This is a genomic window from Sphingomonas koreensis (genome assembly GCF_002797435.1).
Taxonomy (GTDB): domain Bacteria; phylum Pseudomonadota; class Alphaproteobacteria; order Sphingomonadales; family Sphingomonadaceae; genus Sphingomonas; species Sphingomonas koreensis.
The window spans coordinates 4,356,958-4,380,352 of the sequence record NZ_PGEN01000001.1; the positions used below are offsets into that span (position 1 = coordinate 4,356,958).

Annotated in this window: 24 protein-coding genes and 1 other RNA gene; 21 read left to right on the forward strand and 4 right to left on the reverse strand. The window is 67.0% G+C overall.

The window, feature by feature from the left end; genetic code table 11:
- Positions 1-64: 64 nt before the first annotated feature.
- From BDW16_RS20760 to BDW16_RS20775, 4 genes are all read left to right on the forward strand, one after another.
- On the forward strand, positions 65-655 hold the full coding sequence (locus BDW16_RS20760) for a TetR/AcrR family transcriptional regulator (RefSeq protein WP_241230513.1): 591 nt from the start codon (positions 65-67) through the stop codon (positions 653-655).
- Positions 656-727: 72 nt separating this feature from the next.
- Positions 728-2,374, forward strand: a complete 1,647-nt coding sequence (locus BDW16_RS20765) for an MFS transporter (RefSeq protein WP_371836706.1) — start codon at positions 728-730, stop codon at positions 2,372-2,374.
- A 124-nt stretch (positions 2,375-2,498) separates the two neighbouring features.
- Complete coding sequence (locus BDW16_RS20770) at positions 2,499-3,932, forward strand: amidohydrolase family protein (RefSeq protein ID WP_066579324.1); 1,434 nt, start codon at positions 2,499-2,501, stop codon at positions 3,930-3,932.
- Between the two features lie 129 nt (positions 3,933-4,061).
- Complete coding sequence (locus BDW16_RS20775; protein WP_066579327.1) at positions 4,062-4,541, forward strand: nuclear transport factor 2 family protein; 480 nt, start codon at positions 4,062-4,064, stop codon at positions 4,539-4,541.
- A gap of 42 nt (positions 4,542-4,583) precedes the next feature.
- Here BDW16_RS20775 and moaB read toward each other — a convergent pair whose 3' ends face one another.
- Genes moaB through BDW16_RS20790 form a run of 3 tightly spaced genes read right to left on the reverse strand, consistent with a single transcriptional unit; the run spans position 4,584 to position 7,622 of the window.
- Positions 4,584-5,111, reverse strand: a complete 528-nt coding sequence (moaB, locus tag BDW16_RS20780) for a molybdenum cofactor biosynthesis protein B (protein ID WP_066579331.1) — start codon at positions 5,109-5,111, stop codon at positions 4,584-4,586.
- On the reverse strand, positions 5,101-6,888 hold the full coding sequence (locus BDW16_RS20785; RefSeq protein WP_307695324.1) for a lytic transglycosylase domain-containing protein: 1,788 nt from the start codon (positions 6,886-6,888) through the stop codon (positions 5,101-5,103). The genes moaB and BDW16_RS20785 overlap by 11 nt, the downstream gene beginning before the upstream one ends.
- Complete coding sequence (locus tag BDW16_RS20790; RefSeq protein WP_066579333.1) at positions 6,885-7,622, reverse strand: uracil-DNA glycosylase; 738 nt, start codon at positions 7,620-7,622, stop codon at positions 6,885-6,887. Before BDW16_RS20790 ends, BDW16_RS20785 begins: the two co-directional genes overlap by 4 nt.
- A 117-nt stretch (positions 7,623-7,739) precedes the next feature.
- Between BDW16_RS20790 and BDW16_RS20795 the strand changes: the two genes are divergently transcribed.
- From BDW16_RS20795 to BDW16_RS20865, 16 genes are all read left to right on the forward strand, one after another.
- The gene (locus BDW16_RS20795) at positions 7,740-9,401 is read left to right on the forward strand and encodes an electron transfer flavoprotein-ubiquinone oxidoreductase (protein ID WP_066579335.1); all 1,662 of its coding nucleotides are present in this window, start codon (positions 7,740-7,742) and stop codon (positions 9,399-9,401) included.
- 34 nt (positions 9,402-9,435) lie between these two features.
- Positions 9,436-10,998 (forward strand): tetratricopeptide repeat protein, encoded by a 1,563-nt coding sequence (locus BDW16_RS20800; RefSeq protein WP_066579336.1) that lies wholly within the window; start codon positions 9,436-9,438, stop codon positions 10,996-10,998.
- Entirely contained in the window at positions 10,995-11,822 is an 828-nt protein-coding gene (locus BDW16_RS20805) for a 4-(cytidine 5'-diphospho)-2-C-methyl-D-erythritol kinase (RefSeq protein WP_066579456.1), read from the forward strand. Before BDW16_RS20800 ends, BDW16_RS20805 begins: the two co-directional genes overlap by 4 nt.
- A gap of 184 nt (positions 11,823-12,006) precedes the next feature.
- Entirely contained in the window at positions 12,007-12,735 is a 729-nt protein-coding gene (locus tag BDW16_RS20810; protein ID WP_066579337.1) for an enoyl-CoA hydratase/isomerase family protein, read from the forward strand.
- On the forward strand, positions 12,732-13,463 hold the full coding sequence (locus BDW16_RS20815; RefSeq protein WP_066579339.1) for an N-formylglutamate amidohydrolase: 732 nt from the start codon (positions 12,732-12,734) through the stop codon (positions 13,461-13,463). Before BDW16_RS20810 ends, BDW16_RS20815 begins: the two co-directional genes overlap by 4 nt.
- A gap of 11 nt (positions 13,464-13,474) precedes the next feature.
- Positions 13,475-15,196, forward strand: coding sequence for a dihydroxy-acid dehydratase (gene ilvD, locus BDW16_RS20820; RefSeq protein ID WP_066579342.1), 1,722 nt, complete (start codon positions 13,475-13,477; stop codon positions 15,194-15,196).
- Between the two features lie 10 nt (positions 15,197-15,206).
- The gene (locus BDW16_RS20825; RefSeq protein ID WP_241230512.1) at positions 15,207-15,551 is read left to right on the forward strand and encodes a hypothetical protein; all 345 of its coding nucleotides are present in this window, start codon (positions 15,207-15,209) and stop codon (positions 15,549-15,551) included.
- A 42-nt stretch (positions 15,552-15,593) separates the two neighbouring features.
- Positions 15,594-15,992, forward strand: an RNA gene (gene rnpB / locus BDW16_RS20830) — RNase P RNA component class A.
- Positions 15,993-16,027: 35 nt separating this feature from the next.
- Positions 16,028-16,981, forward strand: coding sequence for an NAD-dependent epimerase/dehydratase family protein (locus BDW16_RS20835; RefSeq protein ID WP_066579344.1), 954 nt, complete (start codon positions 16,028-16,030; stop codon positions 16,979-16,981).
- Positions 16,982-17,033: 52 nt separating this feature from the next.
- A complete protein-coding gene (locus BDW16_RS20840; RefSeq protein WP_066579346.1) occupies positions 17,034-17,696 on the forward strand; it encodes a hypothetical protein in 663 nt (220 codons plus the stop codon).
- A 45-nt stretch (positions 17,697-17,741) separates the two neighbouring features.
- Positions 17,742-18,215, forward strand: a complete 474-nt coding sequence (locus BDW16_RS20845) for a MarR family winged helix-turn-helix transcriptional regulator (RefSeq protein WP_066579348.1) — start codon at positions 17,742-17,744, stop codon at positions 18,213-18,215.
- Positions 18,212-18,976, forward strand: coding sequence for an enoyl-CoA hydratase (locus BDW16_RS20850; RefSeq protein WP_066579355.1), 765 nt, complete (start codon positions 18,212-18,214; stop codon positions 18,974-18,976). Before BDW16_RS20845 ends, BDW16_RS20850 begins: the two co-directional genes overlap by 4 nt.
- Positions 18,977-19,061: 85 nt before the next feature.
- Entirely contained in the window at positions 19,062-20,498 is a 1,437-nt protein-coding gene (leuC, locus tag BDW16_RS20855; RefSeq protein ID WP_066579357.1) for a 3-isopropylmalate dehydratase large subunit, read from the forward strand.
- A 3-nt stretch (positions 20,499-20,501) separates the two neighbouring features.
- The gene (locus BDW16_RS21430) at positions 20,502-20,642 is read left to right on the forward strand and encodes a hypothetical protein (protein WP_157081411.1); all 141 of its coding nucleotides are present in this window, start codon (positions 20,502-20,504) and stop codon (positions 20,640-20,642) included.
- Between the two features lie 96 nt (positions 20,643-20,738).
- On the forward strand, positions 20,739-21,368 hold the full coding sequence (gene leuD / locus BDW16_RS20860; RefSeq protein WP_066579363.1) for a 3-isopropylmalate dehydratase small subunit: 630 nt from the start codon (positions 20,739-20,741) through the stop codon (positions 21,366-21,368).
- Entirely contained in the window at positions 21,331-22,332 is a 1,002-nt protein-coding gene (locus BDW16_RS20865; protein ID WP_174532065.1) for an NADPH:quinone oxidoreductase family protein, read from the forward strand. Before leuD ends, BDW16_RS20865 begins: the two co-directional genes overlap by 38 nt.
- A 49-nt stretch (positions 22,333-22,381) precedes the next feature.
- Here the strand turns inward: BDW16_RS20865 and BDW16_RS20870 are convergent, their stop codons facing one another.
- The gene (locus BDW16_RS20870; protein WP_066579366.1) at positions 22,382-22,639 is read right to left on the reverse strand and encodes a YjhX family toxin; all 258 of its coding nucleotides are present in this window, start codon (positions 22,637-22,639) and stop codon (positions 22,382-22,384) included.
- A 282-nt stretch (positions 22,640-22,921) separates the two neighbouring features.
- Here BDW16_RS20870 and BDW16_RS20875 point away from each other — a divergent pair, with 282 nt between their 5' ends.
- A complete protein-coding gene (locus tag BDW16_RS20875) occupies positions 22,922-23,392 on the forward strand; it encodes a DUF2975 domain-containing protein (protein WP_066579367.1) in 471 nt (156 codons plus the stop codon).
- The last annotated feature ends 3 nt before the right edge of the window (positions 23,393-23,395 follow it).

The following is a 23,395-nucleotide window of genomic DNA, read 5'->3' on the forward strand; positions in this document are numbered from 1 at the left end:
TATGTCAATGCGGCGCTCCCGAAAAAGGTCGAGGACGAACATGTCGCGCCGATCGCGCCCCGAAATGATCGCCGAAACCCGCGCCAAGCTGATCGCGGCCGCGCGGGAGGCCTTTGCCGAACATGGCTATGCCGAGGCGTCGATGGACGAGCTCACCGCCGCGGTGGGGCTGACGCGGGGTGCGCTCTATCATCATTTCGGCGGCAAACAGGGCCTGCTGGAGGCTGTGATCGCGCAGATCGACACCGAGATGGCGGAACGGCTCAAGGACGTGGCCGCGGCCGCGCCGACCCGCTGGGAAGGAATGGTGGCGGAGAATATCGGCTATATCGAGCTGGCGCTGGAGCCCGGCGTGCAGCGGATCATGCTGCGGGACGGCCCGGCGGTGCTGGGCGATCCCGCCAACTGGCCGGGCGCGCTCGCCTGTATCGCGTCGATCCGGCGGCGCGTGGAACAGCTTCAGGCCGATGGCGTGGTGCGTGGCGAGATCGATGCCGAGGCGGCCGCCCGGCTGATCTCCGGCGCGTCGACCGATGCGGCGATGTGGATCGCCAATTCCGCCGATCCCGCCGAAACCTCGCGCCGCGCGATCCCGGCATTCAAGGCGATGCTGGAAGGGTTGCTGCACGCCGGCGGCGATCGAGAGGGCGGATAAAGGCCTGCTTCCGGTAGCCCGAAGCGTGTTGCCTGTTGGATCGCCCGGTCTGGTCCGGCATGGATGCTTGCCATGCCGTCGAGTCATCCGAGTCCGTTCGCCATCCCGCTGTTCCGGTCGGTATGGATGGCGAGCCTGTTCTCGAACTTCGGCGGGTTGATCCAGTCGGTCGGCGCATCGTGGATGATGATCGGTCTCGGCGCGTCGCCGCAGATGATCGCGCTGGTCCAGGCTTCGACGACGCTGCCGATCATGCTGCTTTCGCTCTGGGCCGGGGCCGTGGCGGACAATCTCGACCGCCGCCGCGTGATGCTCGCCGCCCAGTCGTTCATGCTGATCGTCTCGGCGGCGCTGGCGGCGCTGACCTGGGCCGGGCTCATCACGCCCTGGTCGCTGCTGATCTTCACCTTCCTGATCGGCTGCGGAACCGCGATCAATGGTCCGGCCTGGCAGGCGTCGGTGGGCGACATGGTGCCGCGTCCGATGCTGCCCGATGCGGTGGCGTTCAACAGCATGGGGTTCAACATCGCCCGCAGCGCCGGTCCGGCGCTGGGCGGCGCGATCGTCGCGGTGGCGGGCGCGGCAGCGGCGTTCCTGGTCAACGCGCTGAGCTATATCGGACTGATCGCGGTGCTGTTTCGCTGGAAGCCCGACCTCCCGCCCCGGCGTCTGCCGCGCGAGCGGCTGGGCGTCGCGATGGCCGCGGGCATCCGCTATGTGCGCCTGTCGCCCAACATCCGCGTCGTGCTGGCCCGCGCGGCGCTGTTCGGGTTCGGCGCGAGTGCCCTGCCTGCGCTGATGCCGCTGATCGCACGCGATCTGGTCGGCGGCGGAGCGCTGACCTACGGCCTGCTCCTCGGCGGGTTCGGCGCAGGTGCGGTGCTGGGCGCGATCGGCAGCCGGCGGCTGCGCACGCGGCTCTCGACCGAAGCGCTGGTGCGGCTCGCCACGGTGATGCTGGCGGCGGGCGCCGGGCTGATCGCGCTCGATCCGGGGCTCGTCCTGACGCTGCTCGCGCTGGTGCTGGGCGGAGCAGGGTGGGTGAGTGCGCTCTCCACCTTCAACGTCAGCGTCCAGATGGCCTCGCCCCGCTGGGTCGTGGCGCGCGCGCTTGCCCTGTACCAGATGGCCGCGTTCGGCGGGATGGCGGGCGGCAGCTGGGCATTCGGCACGATCGTCGAGGCGCGCGGGCTGCCCGCGGCGCTGATCGCGGCCGCCATGGTGCTGCTTGTCAGCATCCTTGCCGGGCTGCGCTATCGCGTTCCGGCGATCAACCAGTTCGACCTCGACCCGCGCGCAGGCTGGCAGGAGCCGGAGACCGCCATCCCCGTCGAGCCGCGAAGCGGGCCGATCGTGGTCACGATCGAACACCGGATCGCGGCGGCGAACGTGCCCGAGTTCCTGCGCGTGATGAGCGAGCGGCGCCGAATCCGCCGCCGCGACGGCGCGTTCGCCTGGACCCTGTTGCGCGATCTTGGCGACCCCGATCTGTGGGTCGAGCGATATCATGTACCGACCTGGATCGACTATGTCCGCCACAACCAGCGGCGCACCAATGCCGACGCCGCGAACAGCGCGGCGATCCGCGCGCTCGAGATCGAGGACTATGAGCCGGTCGTGCACCGCCGGATCGAGCGCCAGACCGGCTCGCTGCCCGATGCGCGCGATCCCGATGCGCGCGAGCTCGACCCCGTGACCGATGCGACCCGGTCGAGCTAGGCCCGCAGGATTCGCGGACGATCAGGTTGGCGGGCCGCGAGCCCCGGGGCAGGAGGCCATCATTCGAGTCGATATATTGCGAGAGGAACGCGCGTTGAGGAAGTTGCTGACAATCCTGGGGGTGATGTTGGCCATCACAGTGTCTCCCGCCGCTGCGAAGCAACAGAATGCAGATGTGCTGATCCGCGACGTTACGGTCATCGATGTCGAGCACGCTAGGCCGGTCGCCGGGCAAGCGGTGGTGCTGCGCGGAAAGGATATCGTCGCGGTCGGGCCTGACGCGCGGATTGCGCGGGAGTGGCGCGCCACACGCACGGTCGACGGCAAGCGCCGCTTCTTGATCCCGGGCCTGTGGGACATGCACGTCCATTTCGGCGGTGGACCGGAGCTGGTCGAGGAGAACAAGGCGCTGCTGCCGCTCTATATCGCGTACGGCATCACCACGATCCGCGACGCGTCGGGCGATCTGCCAGACCAGGTGCTGGCATGGCGGGGCGAGATCGCGGACGGCAAGTTGTTCGGGCCGCATCTGCTGACCTCGGGCGCCAAGATCGAAGGGCTGGCGCCGGTCTGGAAGGGAACGATCGAAACGGGAAGCGAGGCGGATGTCGATCGCGCGCTCGGCCGGCTCCAGCAGCGCGACAAGGTCGATTTCGTCAAGATCACCGACAGCACGCTGAAGCCGGAACTGTTCCTCTATGCGTTGCGCCAGGCCAAGGCGCGGGGGATGCGCACATCGGGGCATATCCCGATGGCACTGACCGTCGGGCAGGCGGTGGACGCCGGGATCAGCTCGATCGAGCATCTCGATTATGCGTTCAAAGCAGGAGTGAAGGACGAGGAGCAGATCGCCGCTGATTTCGCCGCGGGGCGCATCGACCGTGCCGAGGCCAACCGGCGGCTTGCGGCGGGATCCGACCCTGCGACGGCGATGGCGGCGTACAGGAACTTCGCGGCGAAGGGCGTGTTCGTGACCCCGACGCTGAACGGCAGCCGCATCATTGCCTGGCTCGACAGTGAGGATCATTCGAAGGATGCCTATCTCGCCTATATCGGGCCGAAGCTGCGCAAGACCTATGACTGGCGCGTCCAGCGTGCGGCGCAGGCTGATGCCGCCGCGATCGCAGCGCGCCATACACATATCGATCGGATAGGCGCAATTCTGCCGATGCTCCAGAAGGCGGGCGTGACGATCATCGCAGGGACCGATGCGGGCTTCCTCAATTCGTACAACTATCCGGGCATCGGATTGCATGACGAGATGTCGGTGTTCGTGAAGTATGGACTGACGCCTGCGCAGGCGCTGGCGGCTGCGACGCGGGCGGGGCCGGCCTGGTTCGGCAAGCTCGACCGCTATGGCGCGATCCGGCCGGGCATGGCGGCGGATCTGGTCCTGCTCGACCGCAACCCGCTGCAGGACATCGCCGCGACGCGCGCGATCCGCACGGTGGTGATGAACGGCAAGGTGCATGATCGCCTCGCGCTCGACTCGATACTGACGGCGGCACGAAACAAGGTTGCGGCGTGGAACGCGGTGGAGGCGAAGCGCGCCGACTAAAGCCGGATGATCCAGCCGAAGTTCGGCGAACCGCGTTGTTCGTCGAACGGAAGCGCTGCTTGGTCAAAGACCGGCGCAAGCTTCACGCCGGTCGGTTAGTGCTGCCATCTCAATCAGGAGAGGCACTTCATGAAGCTCGCTTACGCGCTCACCGCCCTGTTCCTGACGCCGGTATTCGCGGTGTCTGCTCTGGCATCGGACGCGCCGGAACCGGTCGCGGAAAGGCCGGTTGACGATGCGGAGATGAAGGCTGCTTCGGTGCCGGTGGAGAATTACATCAAGGCGCTGCAGCTGAGCAGCATCGACCATGCCCGGCTGGCCTTTCACAAGGACGCGCGGATGATCGGGCACGGCCGCGACGGCTTTGTTTCGATGCCGATCGAGGAGTGGATGAAGGGGCTGAGGGGTACGCCCAACGCCGATGAGGCCCAGCGCAAGCGCAGCTTCCGGATTCTGGACCTGACCCCGACGACTGGCATAGCACGGGTCGAGCTTATCTACCCGGGAGTGACCTTCATCGACTATATGCCGTTGCTGAAGGTCGATGGGGAATGGAAGATCATGAACAAGTTCTTCCATGCCATTCGTCCGCCCGCAGCGGCGAACTGAGCGACGATCGGGGCTCGGGGCGTTGGTCCCGAGCCTCTCCTGTCAGCGCTCGGTAAGGCGCGGCATCAGCTCGACGAAGTTGCAGGGCTTGTGGCGGCTGTCGAGCTGGTGAGCGAGGATACCATCCCAGCCGTCGCGCACGGCGCCGGTCGAGCCCGGCAACGCGAAGACATAGGTAGCGCGCGCGACACAGGCGGTGGCGCGCGACTGGATGGTCGAGGTGCCGATCTTGGCGTAACTCAGGAAACGGAACAGCTCGCCGAAGCCGGGGATCATCTTGTCGGCGACGCGCTCCAGCGCCTCGGGCGTGACGTCGCGGCCGGTGACGCCGGTGCCGCCGGTGGTGATCACGCAATCCACAGTCTCGTCGTCGATCCAGGCGTGAAGCTTGCCGACGATCAGGTCGGGGTCGTCGGGGACGATCGCGCGGTCGGCGAGTTCATGCCCCGCATCGGTCAGCAGGCCGACCAGCGTGTCGCCCGACCTGTCATCGGCATGCGTGCGCGTGTCGGACACGGTAAGCACCGCGATCCGCACCGGGCGGAACGCGACTTCCGGGTCAATTGGCACTGGTGACGCTCGAAAGGCTCGCCGTGGCCTGAACGCGTACCGCGCCGCCGCCGTTGCGGCCCGGCACCTTGGGCCACAGGCCCTGGGTGATCGCGGCACGGCTAGCGCTGTCGCGGCCGTCATTCTTCTCGTACATCCAGTAATTGCGCAGCACGGTCATGACGTAGCCGCGTGTCTCCCAATAGGGGATGCTCTCGATATACAGCAGCGGGTCGCCGTTATCGCGGATCTGGTAGTTCCAGTTGGTTACCGGCGTCGGGCCGGCATTGTAGGCCGCGATCACCTTGGGGAGCAGGCCGCCGGTGAAGCTCTGATCGCGCAGCTGCTCGATATAGGACTGGCCCACCTCCATATTGGTCGAGGGGCGCGAGAGGTCGCCGCGGCCGATCGTCAGGCCGCGACGGCGCCCGACATCGATTGCGGCGCCGCTCTTGATCTGCATCAGGCCGTAAGCGCCGGCGGGGCTTTCGACCGTGCGGTTGAAGCGCGATTCCTGGAGCGCGTGGGCGAACACCAGCGACTTGTCGATCCGCCAGCCGCCATCGGGCGTCCAATCGGGCGCGGGATAGCGCGCTTCCTCAAGCGGGCTGGCGCCCGGCGGGCAATTATGGGTGAGCCACAGCTGCGTGGCCGGGAGCGCCAGACGCGCGGCAAGACGGGTGAGGGCGGTGTGCTCGCGCGCGTCGCCGATGCGGGCCTGATAGCGGATCACGTCGGAGGCGAGATTATCCTCGCCGATCTCGACCAACGCCGCGGCGACGCGGACATTGGGACGCCGTTCGATCGCCTTCCAGTCGCTCGACACGAACTTCTCCGGACGAACCGGCGCTTCCTTCATCCCGAGCATCTGCCGAGCGAGCAGGCCGTAGAAGGTCTCGCCATGCTGAGCGGCGTTCTTGAGCCGGGTGCTGACCAGATCCGGGCGGCCGCACGCCATATCGGCGCGCGAAGCCCAATAGAGGCCAGCGGTACGCTTCTCGATGTCGGCGGCGCGCTGCGCGACCGAAGTGAACGCCGCCTGCGCCGTGGCACAGTCTTTCTGGCGCCAGGCGGCAAGGCCCTGGACCCAGTCGGCAAGCGGGGCGAACTCGCCGCTGCCCGCCTGCGCCTTGGCGGCGACGCGGCGCGCATCCGCGTCTCGACCGGTCGTATAGTACATCCAGGCGACACGCTGGCGCCATTCGGTGAGCACCTCGGGCGAAAGCTCCGGCCCGCGAGATTCGATCAACGTTTCGGCGCCGGTGGCGTCATCGGCCTTGATCAGCGGCTGCATTGCCAACACGACCTGCATCGCCGCGGCATCCGCCGCCGGAGTGGCCTTGTAGCGGATACGTGCGGGCGCGGCGTTGTGCCAGACCATGCGCTTCGCGACCGGGAGCGCGGGAAGCTCGGTCGCTCCGCGCGTCCGGGCGAGGCGGGCGATCTGTTCTGCCTGGGGAAGCTCGGGCGCTTCGTTCAGCAGCGCAAGCAACTGAGGCAGCTCCACCTTGGGCGAGCCCTTGGCAAGATACAGCTCGGCGCGCGCGGTGGCGTGTAGCAAGCCCGGGCGCATCGCATCGAGGCGGAGTTGCGCATCTGCCCAGCGGGCTTCGCGGATGGCGGCGAAAACGGCGCGATAGGATTCGCGCTCCGAACGGTCGAGCTGCTCGGGAACGCCGTCCTTGTCGGCCCGCCTTTCGCGCTCCATCGGCGCCGATTCATCGGCAGCGTGCGCGACGGCAGGGGCGGTGAGCGCGAGTGCCGAAATGGCAGCGAGGAAAAGGATACGCGGGTTCACTCGGCTTGCTCCTCAAGAAGCAATTGCAGGTCTTTCCAGGCATCGGCCTTCGCGGCGGGTCTGGTCAGCAGGAACCGCGGATGGAAGGTCGCGACCATCAGCGATTGTCCATTTTCCTGGTTAACGGCTTGTAAACGACCGCGTTGAAGCCCGCCATCACTCCCAATAACCGCACGGCTTACCGTTTGCCCAAGCAGGAGCAGCCGTTTCGGCGCGGTCAGGGCGATGTGGTGGCGGAGCAACTCGCCCAGCCGTTCCTCCGCGTCGCGCGGGACCGAGCCGGTGATCGGGCGCGCGGCGCAGAGCGGGGCGAAATAGATGGCATCGCGGTCGAGGCCAATCGCGGCGAGCATCCGATCGAACAGCCGTCCGGCCGGACCGGAGAGCAGCGACGGCGTCTCACCGTCCGATTCGGGAAAGTCGGTAATGACCATCAGCGGCGCGGCGGGATTGCCTGTCGGCGCGACGATGGGCTCGACCCAGCCCGATTCGGGTGCGCCGCTGCCGAAACGCCAGTCGATGAATGCTTCAAGGGTCGCGGGAAGCGGAACCTCCGGCTCGGGTTCGGCGAGCGCGACGGGTTGGGGCGTAGTCGACGCTACGGCAGGCGCAGCCTCGCGAGCGGTCCAGTCGCGCGGGTCATCGTCCACAAGCACGTCCACGCCTGCGTCGCGCCACCACTCCAGAGCGCTTGCCGCTTCGGCGCGCCAGTCGAATGCCCCCGATATACCCATCGATTTCACAGAGTCATGCCTTGACGCCACCGTCAATCTACCGCCATCGGGGGAGGGACAGGACGCGCCGCAGATGCGACGACATGTGCAGGTCGAGTCCCCGAGGGGAGACAGAATGTGAGCGAACGCGAGTCGATGCCATACGATGTCGTGATCGTCGGCGCCGGACCCGCAGGTCTGGCCGCGGCGATCCGGCTGAAGCAACTTGCTGCCGAAGCGGGCAGCGAGATCAGCGTGTGCATCCTCGAAAAAGGGTCCGAGGTCGGCGCGCACATCCTGTCGGGCGCGGTGATCGATCCCCGGTCGCTCGACGAACTGCTGCCCGACTGGCGCGAGCAGGGGTGCCCGCTGGCGCAGGTGCCGGTCAACGACAACCAGCACTGGCTGCTGAGCAAGACCGGCAAGTGGGATGTCCCGCACTTCATCGTGCCCAAGTTCATGCACAATGAGGGCACCTATACCGGCAGCCTCGGCAATCTCTGTCGCTGGCTGGCCGAGCAGGCCGAAGGGCTGGGGGTCGAGATCTTCCCCGGCTTCGCCGCCGCCGAGATCCTCTACAACGAGGACGGGTCGGTGAAGGGCGTCGCGACCGGCGACATGGGCGTGGCGCGCGACGGCACGCGCAAGCCCGATTATCAGCCCGGCCTCGAGCTGCACGCGCGCTACACCTTCTTCGGCGAAGGCGTGCGCGGGCATCTGTCCAAGCAGATCGAGCGCCAGTTCAACCTGCGCGACGGCGTGGAGCCGCAAATCTACGGCATCGGCATCAAGGAATTGTGGGACATCGACCCCGCGCTGCACGAGCCGGGCCGGGTGATCCACACCCAGGGCTGGCCGCTCAACGAGACCAAGGGATCGAACGGCGGCGGCTTCCTGTACCACCAGGCCAACGGACAGGTGGCGCTGGGGTTCGTGACCTGGCTGAACTACACCAACCCGTACCTCTCGCCGTTCCACGAGATGCAGCGCTGGAAGACCCACCCGAAGATCGCGGAGATCCTGAAGGGCGCCAAGCGCGTGTCCTACGGCGCGCGCGCGATCAGCGACGGCGGGCTGCAGTCGATCCCCAAGCTGACCTTCCCCGGCGGCGTGCTGATCGGCGACAGCGCCGGTTTCCTCAACGTGCCGCGGATCAAGGGCACGCATACCGCGATGAAGAGCGGCATGCTCGCGGCCGAAGCGGCGTTCACGGCGGTGCAGGCGGACCGCAGCGGCGACGAACTGACGGCTTATACCGAAGGCTTCGAAGCGAGCTGGATGCACAAGGAATTGAGCATCGTCCGCAACGTCGTGCCGCTGGTGAAGAAGTTCGGCGACATGGTCGGATCGGGCCTGGCCAACGTCACCATGTTCCTTGAGAGCTGGGGTGTGAAGATGCCCTTCACCCTGGGTCACAAGCCCGATCATGAGAGCCTGTGGCGCAAGGACCTAGTCCAGCCGATCGACTATCCCAAGCCCGACGGCGTGCTGAGCTTCGATCGGCTTTCCTCGGTGTTCCTGTCGAACACCAATCACGAGGAAGACCAGCCGATCCACCTGACGCTCAAGGATCCCGACATCCCGGTCGACTATGACCTGCCGATGTACGACGAGCCGGCGCAGCGTTATTGCCCGGCGGGGGTGTACGAGATCGTGGGCGAGGCCGAGGGAACGCCGAAGTTCGTGATCAACGCGCAGAACTGCGTCCATTGCAAGACGTGCGACATCAAGGACCCGACCCAGAACATCAACTGGGTGGTGCCCGAGGGTGGCGGAGGACCGAACTATCCCAACATGTAGCCGCCTGATCCTGCCGCTTGCGGCGCTGGGGCTGATGCTGCCCGAAGCGGCGCTGGCCGATGCGCGATCCTATGTCCGCGCGCGTGCGGCGGCGGCGGACGGGGCGGTCGATGTGGCCGCGGCAGGCTATGCCGCAGCGATGGCGACGGCGCCGAACGACGAAGTCGTTGCGATCCGCGCCTATCGCAACGCGCTCGCGGCGGGTGACATGCTGCTGGCACAGCGCGCCGCGGAGGTGCTCAAACGCGCCGACGTCGCGCCGGCGGACGTCTCCATCCTCGATTTTGCGGCTGCGCTTCGAGCGCGCAATGTGACCGCGGCAGACGACGCGCTCGGGAAGATCGGGGCCGGCCCGCTCGATTTCCTTGCGCCGGTGTTGCGTGCCTGGATCGCCTTCGATCGCGGTACCGATCCCATGCCGCTGCTCGAAAAGGCCAGCGAGAGTGGGCTTAGCCGCCGATATATTGCTGAGCATCGCGCGTTGCTGCTGATCGCGTCGAATCGTGTCGAGGACGGCGTCGCGGCATTGCGTGCGGCGCTGGGTGCCGATCCGGGGAGCATCGACCTGCGGTGGAACGCGGCGACCTTGCTGACGGCGAAGGGTAAGCGCGACATCGCCGAATCGCTGCTGGCCGGCAGCGATCCGGTGCTCTCGGCGCTTCGTGCGCGGTTGAGGAAAGGGCCGAAGCCCGGCGCCGCCTTCGGTGCAAGCCGTGCATTCACACGGCTGGCCGCAGATCTGGCCGGGCAGGAGACTCAGGCACTTTCGATCCTGCTGACGCGATCGGCACTGCTGCTCGATCCGGCCGAAGACCGCGCACGGCTGTTGCTTGCCGACGCGCTTGCGGGCGAGCAGGCCTATCCCCGCGCGCTCGCCGCGCTCGACGCGGTGAAGAAGGACAGCGCCTTCTACCCCACGGCGCTGAGCGAGCGCGTAGGGCTGCGCGGCAAGCGGGGGGATGTTGCGGGGGCTCTCGAGCTGGCGGCGTCGCTGGCCAATGCCGCCGGTGCGAACATCGCGGACAGCCAGCGCTATGCCGACCTGCTGTCGGCGCAGGGACGCGAAGAGGAGGCCGCGCACGTCTATGCCCGAGCACTGGCACAGGCCGGCGACGGCGCGACCTGGGTCCATCATCTCCAGCTGGGCGGATCGCTCGAGCGCGCGGGCAAATGGACGGCTGCGCTGCCGCATCTGCAGAAGGCGGTCGAGCTGGCGCCCGAACAGCCGATCGCGCTGAACTATCTGGGCTATGCACAGGTCGAGCGTGGCGAGAATCTGAAGGAGGCGACCGCACTGCTCGAACGGGCAAGCAAGCTGCGTCCCGACGATGCCGCGATCACCGATTCGCTCGGCTGGGCCTATTTCCGGAGCGGCGATATCGACAAGGCGCTGCCGCTTCTGGAACGGGCAGCGCAGGGCGATCCGGGCAGCGCGACGATCAACGAGCATCTTGGGGACGCCTATTGGCGGACCGGGCGGCGATTCGAGGCACGCTATGCCTGGCGTGCGGCCGCGCTCTATGCCGAGGGCGAGCAGAAGACCCGGCTGTCGGCAAAGCTGGCCGATGGATTGGGTCAGGGGACGGCGGCAAACTGACTATCGTCGAGCCCGCGCCGGCCAAGCTCAACCTCGCCCTGCACGTACGGCGGCGGCGAGACGATGGCTATCACGAGCTGGAGACGCTGTTCGCCTTCGTCGCGGATGGCGACACGGTGACGCTGAGCGATGGCGCCGGCTTTGGTGTCGAGGGGCCTTTCGCGGACGCTTTGGCCGGGGAGGGCGACAATCTCGTCACCCGCGCGGCGGCGAAATTCGCCGAGATGTTCGGGACCGGGGGAACGGGGCAGATCACGCTGACCAAGCGGCTGCCGGTGGCTTCGGGGCTTGGGGGCGGATCGGCGGACGCCGCGGCCACGTTGAGATTGCTTGCGCGGCGCGAGGGCGTTGCCATCGACGATCCGCGCCTGTTCGATTGCGCCGATGCGCTGGGATCGGACGTGCCCGCCTGCCTCTACAGCCGCACCGCGATCGGGCGCGGGCGCGGCGAGCGGCTGGCGTGGGTGAACGGTGCGCCGGGCACGCCGGTGCTGCTGGTCAACCCCGGCGTCGCCGTTTCGACTGCTGAGGTGTTCGCGCGCTGGGATGGCATCGATCGCGGCCCGCTGGGCGAAGGCGAATTGCTGGCGGCCGCAAAGGCAGGACGCAACGATCTGGAACCGCCGGCACTCGCGGTAGCGCCGGAAATCGGCGCAGCGCTCGCGCTGCTCGGTGGGCAAGCGGGTGCGACGCTGACGCGGATGTCGGGATCGGGTGCGACCTGCTTCGCGCTGTTCGACGATATCGCGGCGCGCGATCACGCCGCCGCGGCCGTGCGACAGGCTCAACCCAGCTGGTGGTGTCTCGAAACGGTGCTGTCGTGACAGTTTTTTGTTTCAAAGCGGGACGTTCGGCGTATAGCGCTGCGGCCCCCCTCTGGGGAAGGGCGATTGGCATCGCTCTTGCTGTAGCGTTTGTGCGGGCCAGGCGCCGGGAGCGAAACGTCCGTGGATGGCCCCCGCTCGCTGATGCGAGCGGGCGCTATCCTCGCCAGCGGCGGGGCCGCCGATGATCGGCTGGCAACTCCATGACAGCATCGCGACCCTGACCCTAGACCGTGGCGGCGCGCGCAATGCGATTCCGATCGCGGCTTGGGACGAATTGGCCGAAGCGGCGCGTGACATCGCCGGGTCGGATGCGCGGGCGGTGATCCTGCGCTCGGCCATGCCGGGCATCTTTTCGGCAGGGGCCGATCTCGCCGAGTTCCGGCAACTGACCGAAGAGCCCGCACTGCGCATTCGCTTCCGTGAGGCGATGGCCGCCGGGATCGAAGCGGTCGCGGCGCTGCCCGTGCCGGTGATCTGCGCGGTCGATGGCGGGTGTTTCGGTGCGGCGGTAGCGCTGACGCTGGCGTGCGATATCGTGCTGGCTGGGGATCAGGCGGTGTTCGCCACGACCCCCGCCAAGCTGGGCCTGACCTATCCGGCCGGAGACGTCGCGCGGCTCAAGGCGCGGGTGGGCGAGGGGCAGGCGGGGTTGATGCTCTTCACCGGCACGCGGATCGACGCGGACGAGGCGGCACGGATCGGGCTGGCGCATCGCCGGGTCGCTCACGCTCAGCCCGCCGCGCACGAGATGGCCAATGCCATCGCAGCGAATGTGCCGGAGGCAGTCCGAGCGCTCAAATGCGTGCTGCGCGATCCGGCGAGCGCCGGCCATCAACAGATATTTGACGATGCGTTTGGTTCGGATGCGTTCCGGGGCCGGCTTGGCGCGTTTCTGGAGGGTAAAAGATGAGCGTGGCACAGATTATCGACGGTGCCGCGGACATCCTGATCCTGTGCGATCATGCGTCCAGCGCGGTGCCGTCCGGCATCGACCTTGGGATCGATCCGGACCTGCTGACCAGGCATATCGCTGTCGATATCGGAGCGGCAGCGGTGAGCAAGGCGATGGCGGCACAGCTGGAAGCGACCGCGATCCTCGCTACCGTCTCGCGCCTCGTCATCGATCTCAACCGCGAGCCGGACCGTCTGGGGTTGATCCCGCACAGCAGCGACGGACACGCGATCCCTGGCAATGACGATGCCGATCGCGGCGAACGCATCGCGCGTTTCCACGCGCCCTATCACCGGCTGATCGCCGAGACGATCCGCGCGAAGCCGCCCAAGCTGATCGTCTCCGTCCACAGCTTCACCCCCCGGCTTGAGCAGCATGACGGCGCCGACCGCCCGTGGGAGATCGGCATCCTCTACAATCGCGATGCGCGCGCGGCGCGGATCGGGATCGCGTTGCTGGAAGCCGCAGGCATCGTCACCGGCGACAATGAGCCCTATTCGGGCCGAATCCTCAACGCGACGATGAACCGTCACGCCGAAGGCAACGGTATCCCCTATCTGGGGATCGAGATTCGCAACGACCTGATTTCCGACGCCTCGGGTGTGGCACATTGGGCGCAGCTTCTGGCGTCGATAGCAAATGATGTGCGCAACAGACTTGCGCAAACGGGGTCCCCGGCGACATAGGCGTTCGCGCCATGACCAATCGTTTCGACAAGTCCCGCCTGCCGTCGCGCCACGTGTCCGTCGGTCCCGAACGTGCCCCGCACCGCAGCTATTACTATGCCATGGGCATTTCCGAGGAGGAGATCGCCCGCCCGTTCGTCGCGCTCGCCAGCGCGGGCAACGACAGCGCACCCTGCAACACCACGCTCGACGCGCAGGCCGATGCCGCCCGCAAGGGCGTGGCGGACAATGGCGGCCTGCCGCGCCGGTTCAACACGATCACGGTGACCGATGGCATCGCGATGGGCCATCAGGGGATGAAGTCCTCGCTGGTCAGCCGCGAGGTGATCGCCGACTCGGTCGAACTCAGCGTGCGCGGTCATTGCTATGACGCGCTGGTCGGCTTTGCCGGGTGCGACAAGTCGCTGCCGGGCATGATGATGGCGATGCTGCGGCTGAATATCCCGTCGATCTTCGTCTATGGCGGATCGATCCTGCCGGGCCGCTATCAGGACCGCGATGTCACCGTGGTCGACGTGTTCGAAGTGGTCGGCAAGTTCGCCGCCGGCACCTGTCCGATCAGCGAGGTCCACGCGCTCGAGAAGGTCGCGTGCCCGGGTCACGGCGCGTGCGGCGGCCAGTACACCGCCAACACCATGGCTTGCGTCGGCGAGGCGATCGGGCTGTCGCTGCCCAACAGCAACATGGTGCCCGCGCCCTATACCAGCCGCGAGCAGATCGCGGTCGCCGCGGGCTATCAGGTGATGGAATTGCTGGAGAGGAACATCCGCCCGCGCGACATCTGCACGCGGGAGGCGTTCATCAACGCCGCGCGCATCGTCGCGGCGACCGGCGGATCGACCAACGGCGCGCTGCACCTGCCCGCCATGGCGAGCGAGGCGGGGATCGACTTCGACCTGTTCGACGTCGCGGAAGTTTTCAAATCAACGCCTTATGCTGCCGACCTGAAGCCTGGTGGCAAGTATGTCGCCAAGGACATGTACGAGGCCGGCGGCGTCTACATGCTGATGAAGTCGATGCTCGAGAACGGGCTGCTGTACGGCGATTGCATGACCGTGACGGGCAAGACGCTGGGCGAGAATATCGATCAGGTGACCTGGAACCCCGACCAGAAGGTCATCTATGACGTCAGGACTCCGATCACTCCGACGGGTGGCGTGGTCGGGCTGCGCGGGACGCTGGCGCCCAATGGCGCGATCGTGAAGGTCGCCGGGATGAGCCGGCTGGTCTTCGAAGGGCCCGCGCGCTGCTTCGATTGCGAGGAGGACGCCTTCGCCGCGGTCGAGAAGCGCGAGATCCGGGAGGGCGAGGTCGTCGTCATCCGCTACGAGGGCCCCAAGGGCGGCCCGGGCATGCGCGAGATGCTGTCGACCACCGCGGCGCTCTATGGCCTGGGCATGGGCGAGAAGGTCGCGCTGATCACCGACGGGCGCTTCTCCGGCGCGACCCGCGGCTTCTGCATCGGCCATGTCGGGCCGGAAGCGGCGGAGTGCGGGCCGATCGCGCTGGTCGAGGACGGCGACACGATCCGCATCGACGCCGAGGCGGGGACGATCGACCTTCACGTCGCCGAGGATGTGCTCGCCGAGCGCCGCGCGCGCTGGCAGCCGCGCGAGAATGCGTACCAATCCGGGGCACTCTGGCGCTATGCGCAAAATGTCGGACCGGCCTATAAGGGAGCGGTAACGCACCCGGGGGCAAAGTCCGAAAAGCATGTCTACGCGGATATCTAACACGCTGGCGGTGAGCGCAGCCCTGCTGTCGCTCTCCGCCTGTGGCGACAATGCGAACAAGACCGCGCGCGGGGAGGGGGATCGCATCCCCTGTGCGCTTGGCGGCGCGACCGAATTCGCTTCCAATTGTACGGTCGAGCGCGCGCAGACCGGGGACGGGCTGATCCTGACCGTCCGGCACCCCGATGGCGGCTTCCACCGCCTGCGCGTCACGACGGACGGCCGTGGCGTGATCGCGGCGGATGGCGCGCAGGAGGCGAAGGTCGCGGTGGTCGGCGGCGGAACGATCGAAGTGACGATCGACGATGCGCGCTACCGGCTCCCCGCGACGGTGAAGGGCGGCGCGGCCAAGTAACGCAAATTGCATTGCGCGGGTTTTCTGCCTATTCCGGCCGTGCCAGAGGGCCGGGCGGCCGCGTTGCACTTCGGTGCACCGAGGAAAGTCCGGGCTCCACGGAAACACGGTGCCGGGTAACGCCCGGCGGTTCCGGCTTCGGCCGGGGTCAGGGAAAGTGCCACAGAGAGCAGACCGCCCACTGGTCTTCGGACTGAGGGCAAGGGTGAAAGGGTGCGGCAAGAGCGCACCGCGCGACCGGCAACGGAAGCGGCACGGCAAACCCCACCGGGAGCAAGATCGAATAGGGGCCGCTTATGGGGTGTTCCGCCTCGCGGCCCGGGTTGATTGCTTGAGCCTGCACGCAAGTGCAGGCCTAGAGGAATGGCCGCCCATCGCGTGCACCTCCCGCAAGGGAAAGGGCCGCGTGGACAGAACCCGGCTTACAGGCCCTCTGGCACTTTCGTTGCGCGCGCGGACCGGCTAATCGCGCTGCCATGCGTATTCTTCTGACAGGTTCGTCCGGCTGGCTCGGCCGCTATCTTGCGCCCATGCTTCGTGGGGCTGGGCATGAGGTCACTGGCCTCGATGTCGCGCCGGGCGTGGATACCGACGTGGTCGGCAGCGTCGCCGATGCCGCGCTGATCGAGCGGGTGTTTGGCGAGTACGGGATCGAAGCCGTCATCCATGGCGGCGCGCTGCACAAGCCGGACATCGTTCGCTATTCCAAACAGACGTTCGTCGATGTCAACGTGACCGGCACGCTCAACCTGCTCGAAGCGGCGGTGCGTGCGGGGCATGACCGGTTCGTCTCCACCTCCACCACCTCGCTGATGATCAGCCAGGCGATCCGCGACGAGGCGGGCGACGCGGCGGTATGGCTCGACGAGGAGTCAGGGCCGATCGAGCCGCGCAATATCTATGGCACGACCAAATATGCCGCCGAGCAGCTGTGCCGCCTGTTCCATGCCGAGCATGGCCTGAACAGCATCGTGCTGCGCACCGGGCGTTTCTTTCCCGAGGAAGACGATACCCACAGCCACCCGCCGGGCGAGAATTTGAAGGCCAACGAGTTTCTCCATCGCCGGCTGACCGTCGAGGATGCGGCGCGGGCGCATGTCGCGGCGCTGGAGAAAGCGCCGGAGATGGGCTTCGCCACCTATCTCGTTTCCGCGCCCACGCCGTTCGCACGCGGCGATGCGGCGGAACTCAAACATGATGCCGCTTCGGTCATTGCGCGGTACTTCCCCGACGCACCCGGCCTGTATGCGGCGCGGGGCTGGGTGCTGCCCCAGCGGATCGGACGGGTTTATGACAGCGGACGGATCGTGCGCGAACTGGGGTTCCGCTTCGAGACCGGTTTCCCCGAGATTCTGGCGGCCCTGCGCGATGGTGCGCCGCTGCCGTTCGAGCATGATGCGGACTATATCTCGCCCAAGGAGGTGGCCTGATCGCCCCGATCGCTCGCTTGTAGGGCGCGCCCGAGAGGCGTAGCATCGCGCGATGATCGCGTGGTTTCGCCGCCGATATCTCGACCTTCTCTGCTCGATATACATCTATAACGAGCATCGCGGTTACACGAGCATCGACAGGGTATTGGAGGCGGTTCGGGCGCGGTCCCCCGACGACCATGCGCTGATCGCCGCGATCGAGCAGCACCGCGCAGACGAGCACAAACACTATATGATGTTCAAGCGCTGGTTCGAGCTGCGCGGGCAGATGCCGCTGCGGGTCGATCGCACCTGCGGCCATATCGACCGGTTCGTCGAGATCATGTTCCGCCAGACGATCGACGAGCTGGATACCAGCGCGATCATCGCGCGCGACGATCTGTTCGAGAAACTGTGCCGCGTCATCTCGCTCACCGAACAGCGCGGCTTCCGCCAGGTCGAGATCCTGTTGCGCCACCCGCTGGTCCGCCACGACCGCGCGCTGGTGCGCATCTTCGAGGTGATCCATCGCGACGAGCCGAGCCATTGGGCGCCCTATGACGGCTGGCTCAAGGCCCACGGCAAGCGCGACCCGAGATGGTGGGAACGAGCGGTGGACGGGTTCATTCACTCGGAGTTGCTGTTCTTCAAGCTGCCCGTGCTGTTCCTCAACCCGTGGCTCAGGCGGCGGGACGACTGGGCGGACGCCGGGGAAGCTGCCGCCGGGGCCGTTTGAACGACCTCTTGCGCATATACTTCGTATACGAAATATATGCTTCGTATGCGAAGCGATTCGGCGATTGTTAGGGATGAGCCAGGCGGCCGGGGGCGAAAGCCACGCTTCCTCTTCCTGCTCAACGTCGCGCACCGGCGGCTGCTGGCGGCGGCGCAGGGCGATGCGGAGGGCAAGACCGCCGCGCGGGCTGGCCTGCTGATGGCGCTGAGCGCGGACGGAGCGCCGGTGCCGCTGGGGCAGCTGGGCGAAGCGCTCGACCTCAGCGCCTCTGCACTTTCAGGGCTGGTGGATCGGATGTCGCGCGATGGCCTGATCGTGCGCAGCCCCGATCCGAATGACGGGCGCGCGTGGAACATCGCACTGACCGAGACAGGGAAGGCACGGCGCGCCGAGGCAGTGCCGGTGGCGCGGTTGCTGAACGAGAAATTGTGTGAAGGGTTCGACGACGCCGAACTGGCCGTCGTCGCGCGGTGGCTCGATGCGGTCCGCGAGAAATTTCCGAGGGAGACGATGAAATGACGGCGCACATCAAGGTGACCAAGGCGGACGGCATCCTGACGCTGGTCATGAACCGTCCCGAGAAGAAGAACGCGCTCACCGACGCGATGTACGGCGTTCTCGCCGATGAGATCGAGGGCGCACAGACCGACAGCGCCACCCGCGTCATCGTCATTCGCGGCGAGGGCGACATGTTCACCGCGGGCAATGACCTGGCGGATTTCGCGGCGGCCAAGCCGGGCGAAAGCCCGCGCAATGTCGGCCGCTTCATCCGCGCGATCGCGCAGACGACCAAGCCGCTGATCGCGGCGGTCCAGGGGCGAGCGGTAGGCGTCGGTACGACGATGCTGCTGCACTGCGACTATGTGCTGCTGGCCGAGGACGCGAAGCTGACCACGCCCTTCGTCAACCTCGCTCTTGTCCCCGAAGCCGCGTCGAGCCTGTTGCTGCCTGCCCGGATCGGTCACCTGCGCGCCTTCTCGATGCTGGCGCTGGGTGAGGCCGTCGAGGCGAGTCAGGCGATCGAGTGGGGGCTGGCCAACGCGGTCGTCCCGCTGGGCGAGCTGGTTCCCGCGATCGAGGCTGCTGCGGCCCGCATCGCCCGCCAGCCGCTGGGCGCGATCCAGGCCACCAAGCGGCTGATGCGTGATGCAGAGCAGCTCACCGCCCAGATGGCTGTGGAGGGCGAGGAGTTCGCCGCAAGGCTACAGAGCCCGGAAGCGAAGGAGGCGTTCATGGCCTTTGCCCAGCGCCGCGAGCCGGACTTCACCCAGTTCAGCTGAGCCTGTCCGCCCCAACCCCAGCTTCACGCACGAAAATGCCGCCTGCGCTTGCTCCGGCGCAACAAAGGCGTAAGTGGGCGGCATCATGTCCAACAGACCGCTCACCCTGTACGAGAAGATCTGGGCCGCGCATGTCGTGGAGCGCCGCGACGATGGCACGTGCCTGATCTATATCGACCGTCACCTCGTCCACGAAGTCACCAGCCCGCAGGCGTTCGAGGGGCTTCGCGCCAACGGAAGGCGGGTGCGGCGGCCGGACCTTACGCTTGCGGTGCCCGATCATAACCTTCCGACCACGCCGCGTGTCGACGCGGCCGGCAACCGCCTGCCGATCGCGGATCGCGAGAGCGCGCAGCAGCTTGCGGCGCTGGAGCGCAACGTCGCCGAGTTCGGCATCGACTATTTCGGCGCGACCGCGGCGGAGCAGGGCATCGTCCATGTCGTGGGACCCGAGCAGGGCTTCACGCTGCCCGGCACCACGCTGGTCTGCGGCGACAGCCACACTTCGGCGCATGGCGCGCTGGGGGCGCTGGCGTTCGGCATCGGAACGAGCGAGGTCGAACATGTGCTGGCAACGCAGACGCTGCTACTCAGCCAGTCGAAGACGATGGAGATCCGCGTCGACGGCACGCTGGGCTTCGGCGTCTCGGCCAAGGATGTGGTTCTCGCGATCATCGGCAAGACCGGCGCCGCGGGCGGCACCGGCTATGTCGTCGAATATACCGGCGAGGTGATCCGCGCGCTGTCGATCGAGGGGCGGCTGACCGTCAGCAACATGTCGATCGAGGGCGGCGCACGCTCCGGCCTGATCGCGCCCGACGAGAAGACCTTCGCCTATCTCAAAGGGCGCCCGATGGCGCCCAAGGGCGAGCAATGGGAACAGGCGGTGGCGTGGTGGAAGACGCTGCCGACCGATGCGGGCGCGCAGTATGACCGCGTCGTCACGCTCAACGGCAGCGACATCGCGCCTTCGCTCACCTGGGGTACCAGCCCCGAGGACGTGGTGCCGATCACCGGCGTCGTGCCCGACCCCGAGAGCTTTGCCGATCCCGCCAAGCGCGTCGCGGCGCAGAAGTCGCTCGACTATATGGGCCTCGCCCCCGGCACGCGGATGCAGGACATCGCGGTGGAGAACATCTTCATCGGCAGTTGCACCAACAGCCGGATCGAGGATCTGCGCGCCGCGGCCGATGTGGTGAAGGGCCGCCATGTCGCCGACGGAATCCGTCAGGCGCTGATCGTGCCGGGCTCCGGCCTCGTCAAGCGTCAGGCGGAAGCCGAGGGGCTGGACCGCATCTTCCTCGACGCCGGGTTCGAATGGCGCGAGCCGGGCTGTTCGATGTGCCTGGCGATGAACCCGGACAAGGTTCCCGCCGGCGAACGCTGTGCTTCCACTTCCAACCGGAATTTCGTAGGAAGGCAGGGTCCGGGGGCCCGAACGCACCTCGTCTCACCCGCAATGGCGGCGGCGGCGGCGGTCACGGGAAGGCTCACCGATGTGCGTGACCTTGTAGGGGGATGACCCGTGAAGCGTGTTTTGGTGTTGCTGGTGGCGGGTACCGTGCTGAGCGGCGCAGCGGCGGTCTACGCGGCGGCAAATGCGAAGACGGGCGCACCGGCGGCAAAGCCGGGCGTGACGAAGCCGCAGGGCCGCGTCGCGCGCTGATCGACGCGATTGTTGAAGACTATCGGGCGGCCGTCCGGGCAGGGGCGGGCGCCCTTTCCGGTATGCGGCGTCCGGCGATGGAACGGAGCTGACACAATGGAACCGGTGAAGAAGGTCGAGGGGCGTGCCTATCCGTGGGGCGCCAAGAATATCGACACCGACATCATCATCCCCGCCCATTGGCTCAAGACGATCAGCCGCGAGGGGCTGGGCAAGGGCGCGTTCGAGAGCGTGCGCGCGGAACCGGACAACATCTTCGACGACGCGCGCTACGCCGGGTCGCCGATCCTGATCGCGGGCGAGAATTTCGGCTGCGGGTCTAGCCGCGAACATGCCGCCTGGGCATTGAAGGACATGGGCGTCACCGCGGTGATCGCGCCGAGCTACTCCGACATCTTCTCGGGCAATGCGTTCAAGAACGGCATTGTTGCCGTCGTTTTGCCGCAGGACGCGGTCGACCGGCTGGTCGAGGTGGCGAAGACCGATCCGGTGACGATCGACCTCGAGACGATGACCGTCACCACCCCCTATCAGGACCGGTTCGCCTTCGAGATGGACCCGTTCCGCCGCGACTGCCTGATGCAGGGGCTGGACGAGGTCGGTCTGACGCTGGCAAAGGATACCGTGATTTCGAAATACGAATCGACGGTCGCCCAATCGCGCCCGTGGATCGCACGGGAGAGAGCGGATGAAGGCCTTGCTGTCGCGGGAAGTGGGCGGACCTGAAACTCTAACCATCGGTGAGCTGCCCGACCCGGTAGCAAAGCCGGGCGAGGTGGTGGTCGCGATCAAGGCGTGCGCGATCAACTATCCCGACGTCATCATCATCGAGGATAAATACCAGTTCAAGCCGCCGCGCCCGTTCGCGCCGGGCGGCGAGATTGCGGGCGTGGTGGAATCGGTGGGCGAGGGCGTCACCGACCTCAGGCCGGGCGACCGCGTGCTCGGTTCGACGGGCTGGAACGGGATGGCCGAGAAGATCGCGGTCGATCGCCGTCGCCTCTATCCGCTGCCCGAGGGCAAGAGCTTCGCGCAGGGCGCGTCGCTGCTGATGACCTATGGCACCAGCATCCATGCATTGCTCGACCGCGGGCGTCTGAAGGCAGGCGACACGCTGCTGATCCTCGGCGCGGCGGGCGGCATCGGGCTGTCGGCGATCGAATTGGGCAAGGCGTTCGGCGCGCGTGTGGTCGCGGCGGTGTCGAGCGAGGAGAAGGCCTCGGCGGCGAAGGCGGCCGGGGCGGACGAGACGGTCGTCTATGGCCGCGCGCCGTTCGACAAGGACCAGTCCAAGGCGCTGGCCGAGCAGTTCAAGGCCGCGGTCGGGCCGGACGGCGCGCAGGTAATCTACGATCCCGTCGGCGGCGACTATGCCGAACCGGCGCTGCGATCGATCGGCTGGGAGGGACGTTACCTCGTCGTCGGCTTCCCGGCGGGGATCCCGAAGCTGGCGCTCAACCTGACGCTGCTCAAGAGCTGCGACGTGTGCGGCGTATTCTGGGGCGCCTTCGCCGCGCGCGACCCCAAGGCCAATGCCGCGCATGTCGAGCACCTCTTCCGGCTGTGGGATGAAGGCAAGATCAACCCGCATGTCAGCGAGACCTTTGCGCTCGAGGATGGCGGAAAGGCGATCGCCAGGCTTGCCGGGCGCAGCGCGATCGGCAAGCTGGTGGTGAAGATCGGGGATTGAAATTGGATGGGCGGCAGACGGCCTGCGCCGCCTGCCGCCGGTCGTGCAGCTATCGATTGTCGAGCTGTGCCCGCACCGAGCATCGCCCTTTCAGGGAGATGCGATAGGGGCTGGACGCCCGGGACTCGATCAGACGCTTGCGCCGCAAGGCCTTGAAGATGCCGAGTGTGCAGTCCGACAGGACATAGCCCTCGCGCGTGAAGCACAGGACTTCGCAGACGCGGCCGTGTTCGTCACGACGGTGACGAATATAGCCGCCTTGAGCCAGCACGTGCAGGACGCGCTGCTCCAGTCTTGAAACGTTCATTGGATGACTCGTGGATGAGACGGATCCTCAGGCGATCGCTGTCGCGCGCAGACGCGCGTCGGCTCTGTTCGCCGGCAGTCCCGGTCACCGGGACGCTAGGATGTTCACACAAGTTCAGACATGGCGCGAGCGTAGGACGCCGGGGCCGTGGGTGTCAAATCGGCGCGCTTCCGCCGTTCGTCATTGCCCGGCAAAGGGCACCCGTGCCGGACTGAAATTTATCTCTTGCTTAAATATTCGGCTGAGTATTTAACTAAGGCGTAAATTTTAGCGGAGGCGACTTTGCGCAAGAAGGGAAACCAACGCGACGCGGCGATTGCCCGCAACTTGACCGGCGTCGTGCTGGCCGTACTGGCGCTCGGGCTGGCCCTCAACGCAAGCGGGCTGGTCATGCCGGGGGGCAGCGGACCGGCGAAGCTGCTGCAGGCGATCACGATGCTGCCGATGCTGTGCTACCTCGCGGCGGTCTGGATGATCCACCTCGCCTTCTCGGCATTGGCGCGGGGCGATGCGGTGGAGCGGATCGTCGCGACGCTGCTCGTCCGGGTCGGCACATGCATGTTCCTTGGCGGCCTTCTGCGCGTCTTTGTAGAGCCGTGGCTTACACGGCTCGCGCTCGGGCGGCCCTGGCCCTGGGCCAATTTCGATGTCGCGGCGATCACGCTGGGCACCGCGGGGCTGTTCCTCATCCTGCTCGCCCGGCCGTTGCGTCACGCTGCCTGGATGCGCGCGGAACTGGATGCGATCCTCTGATGC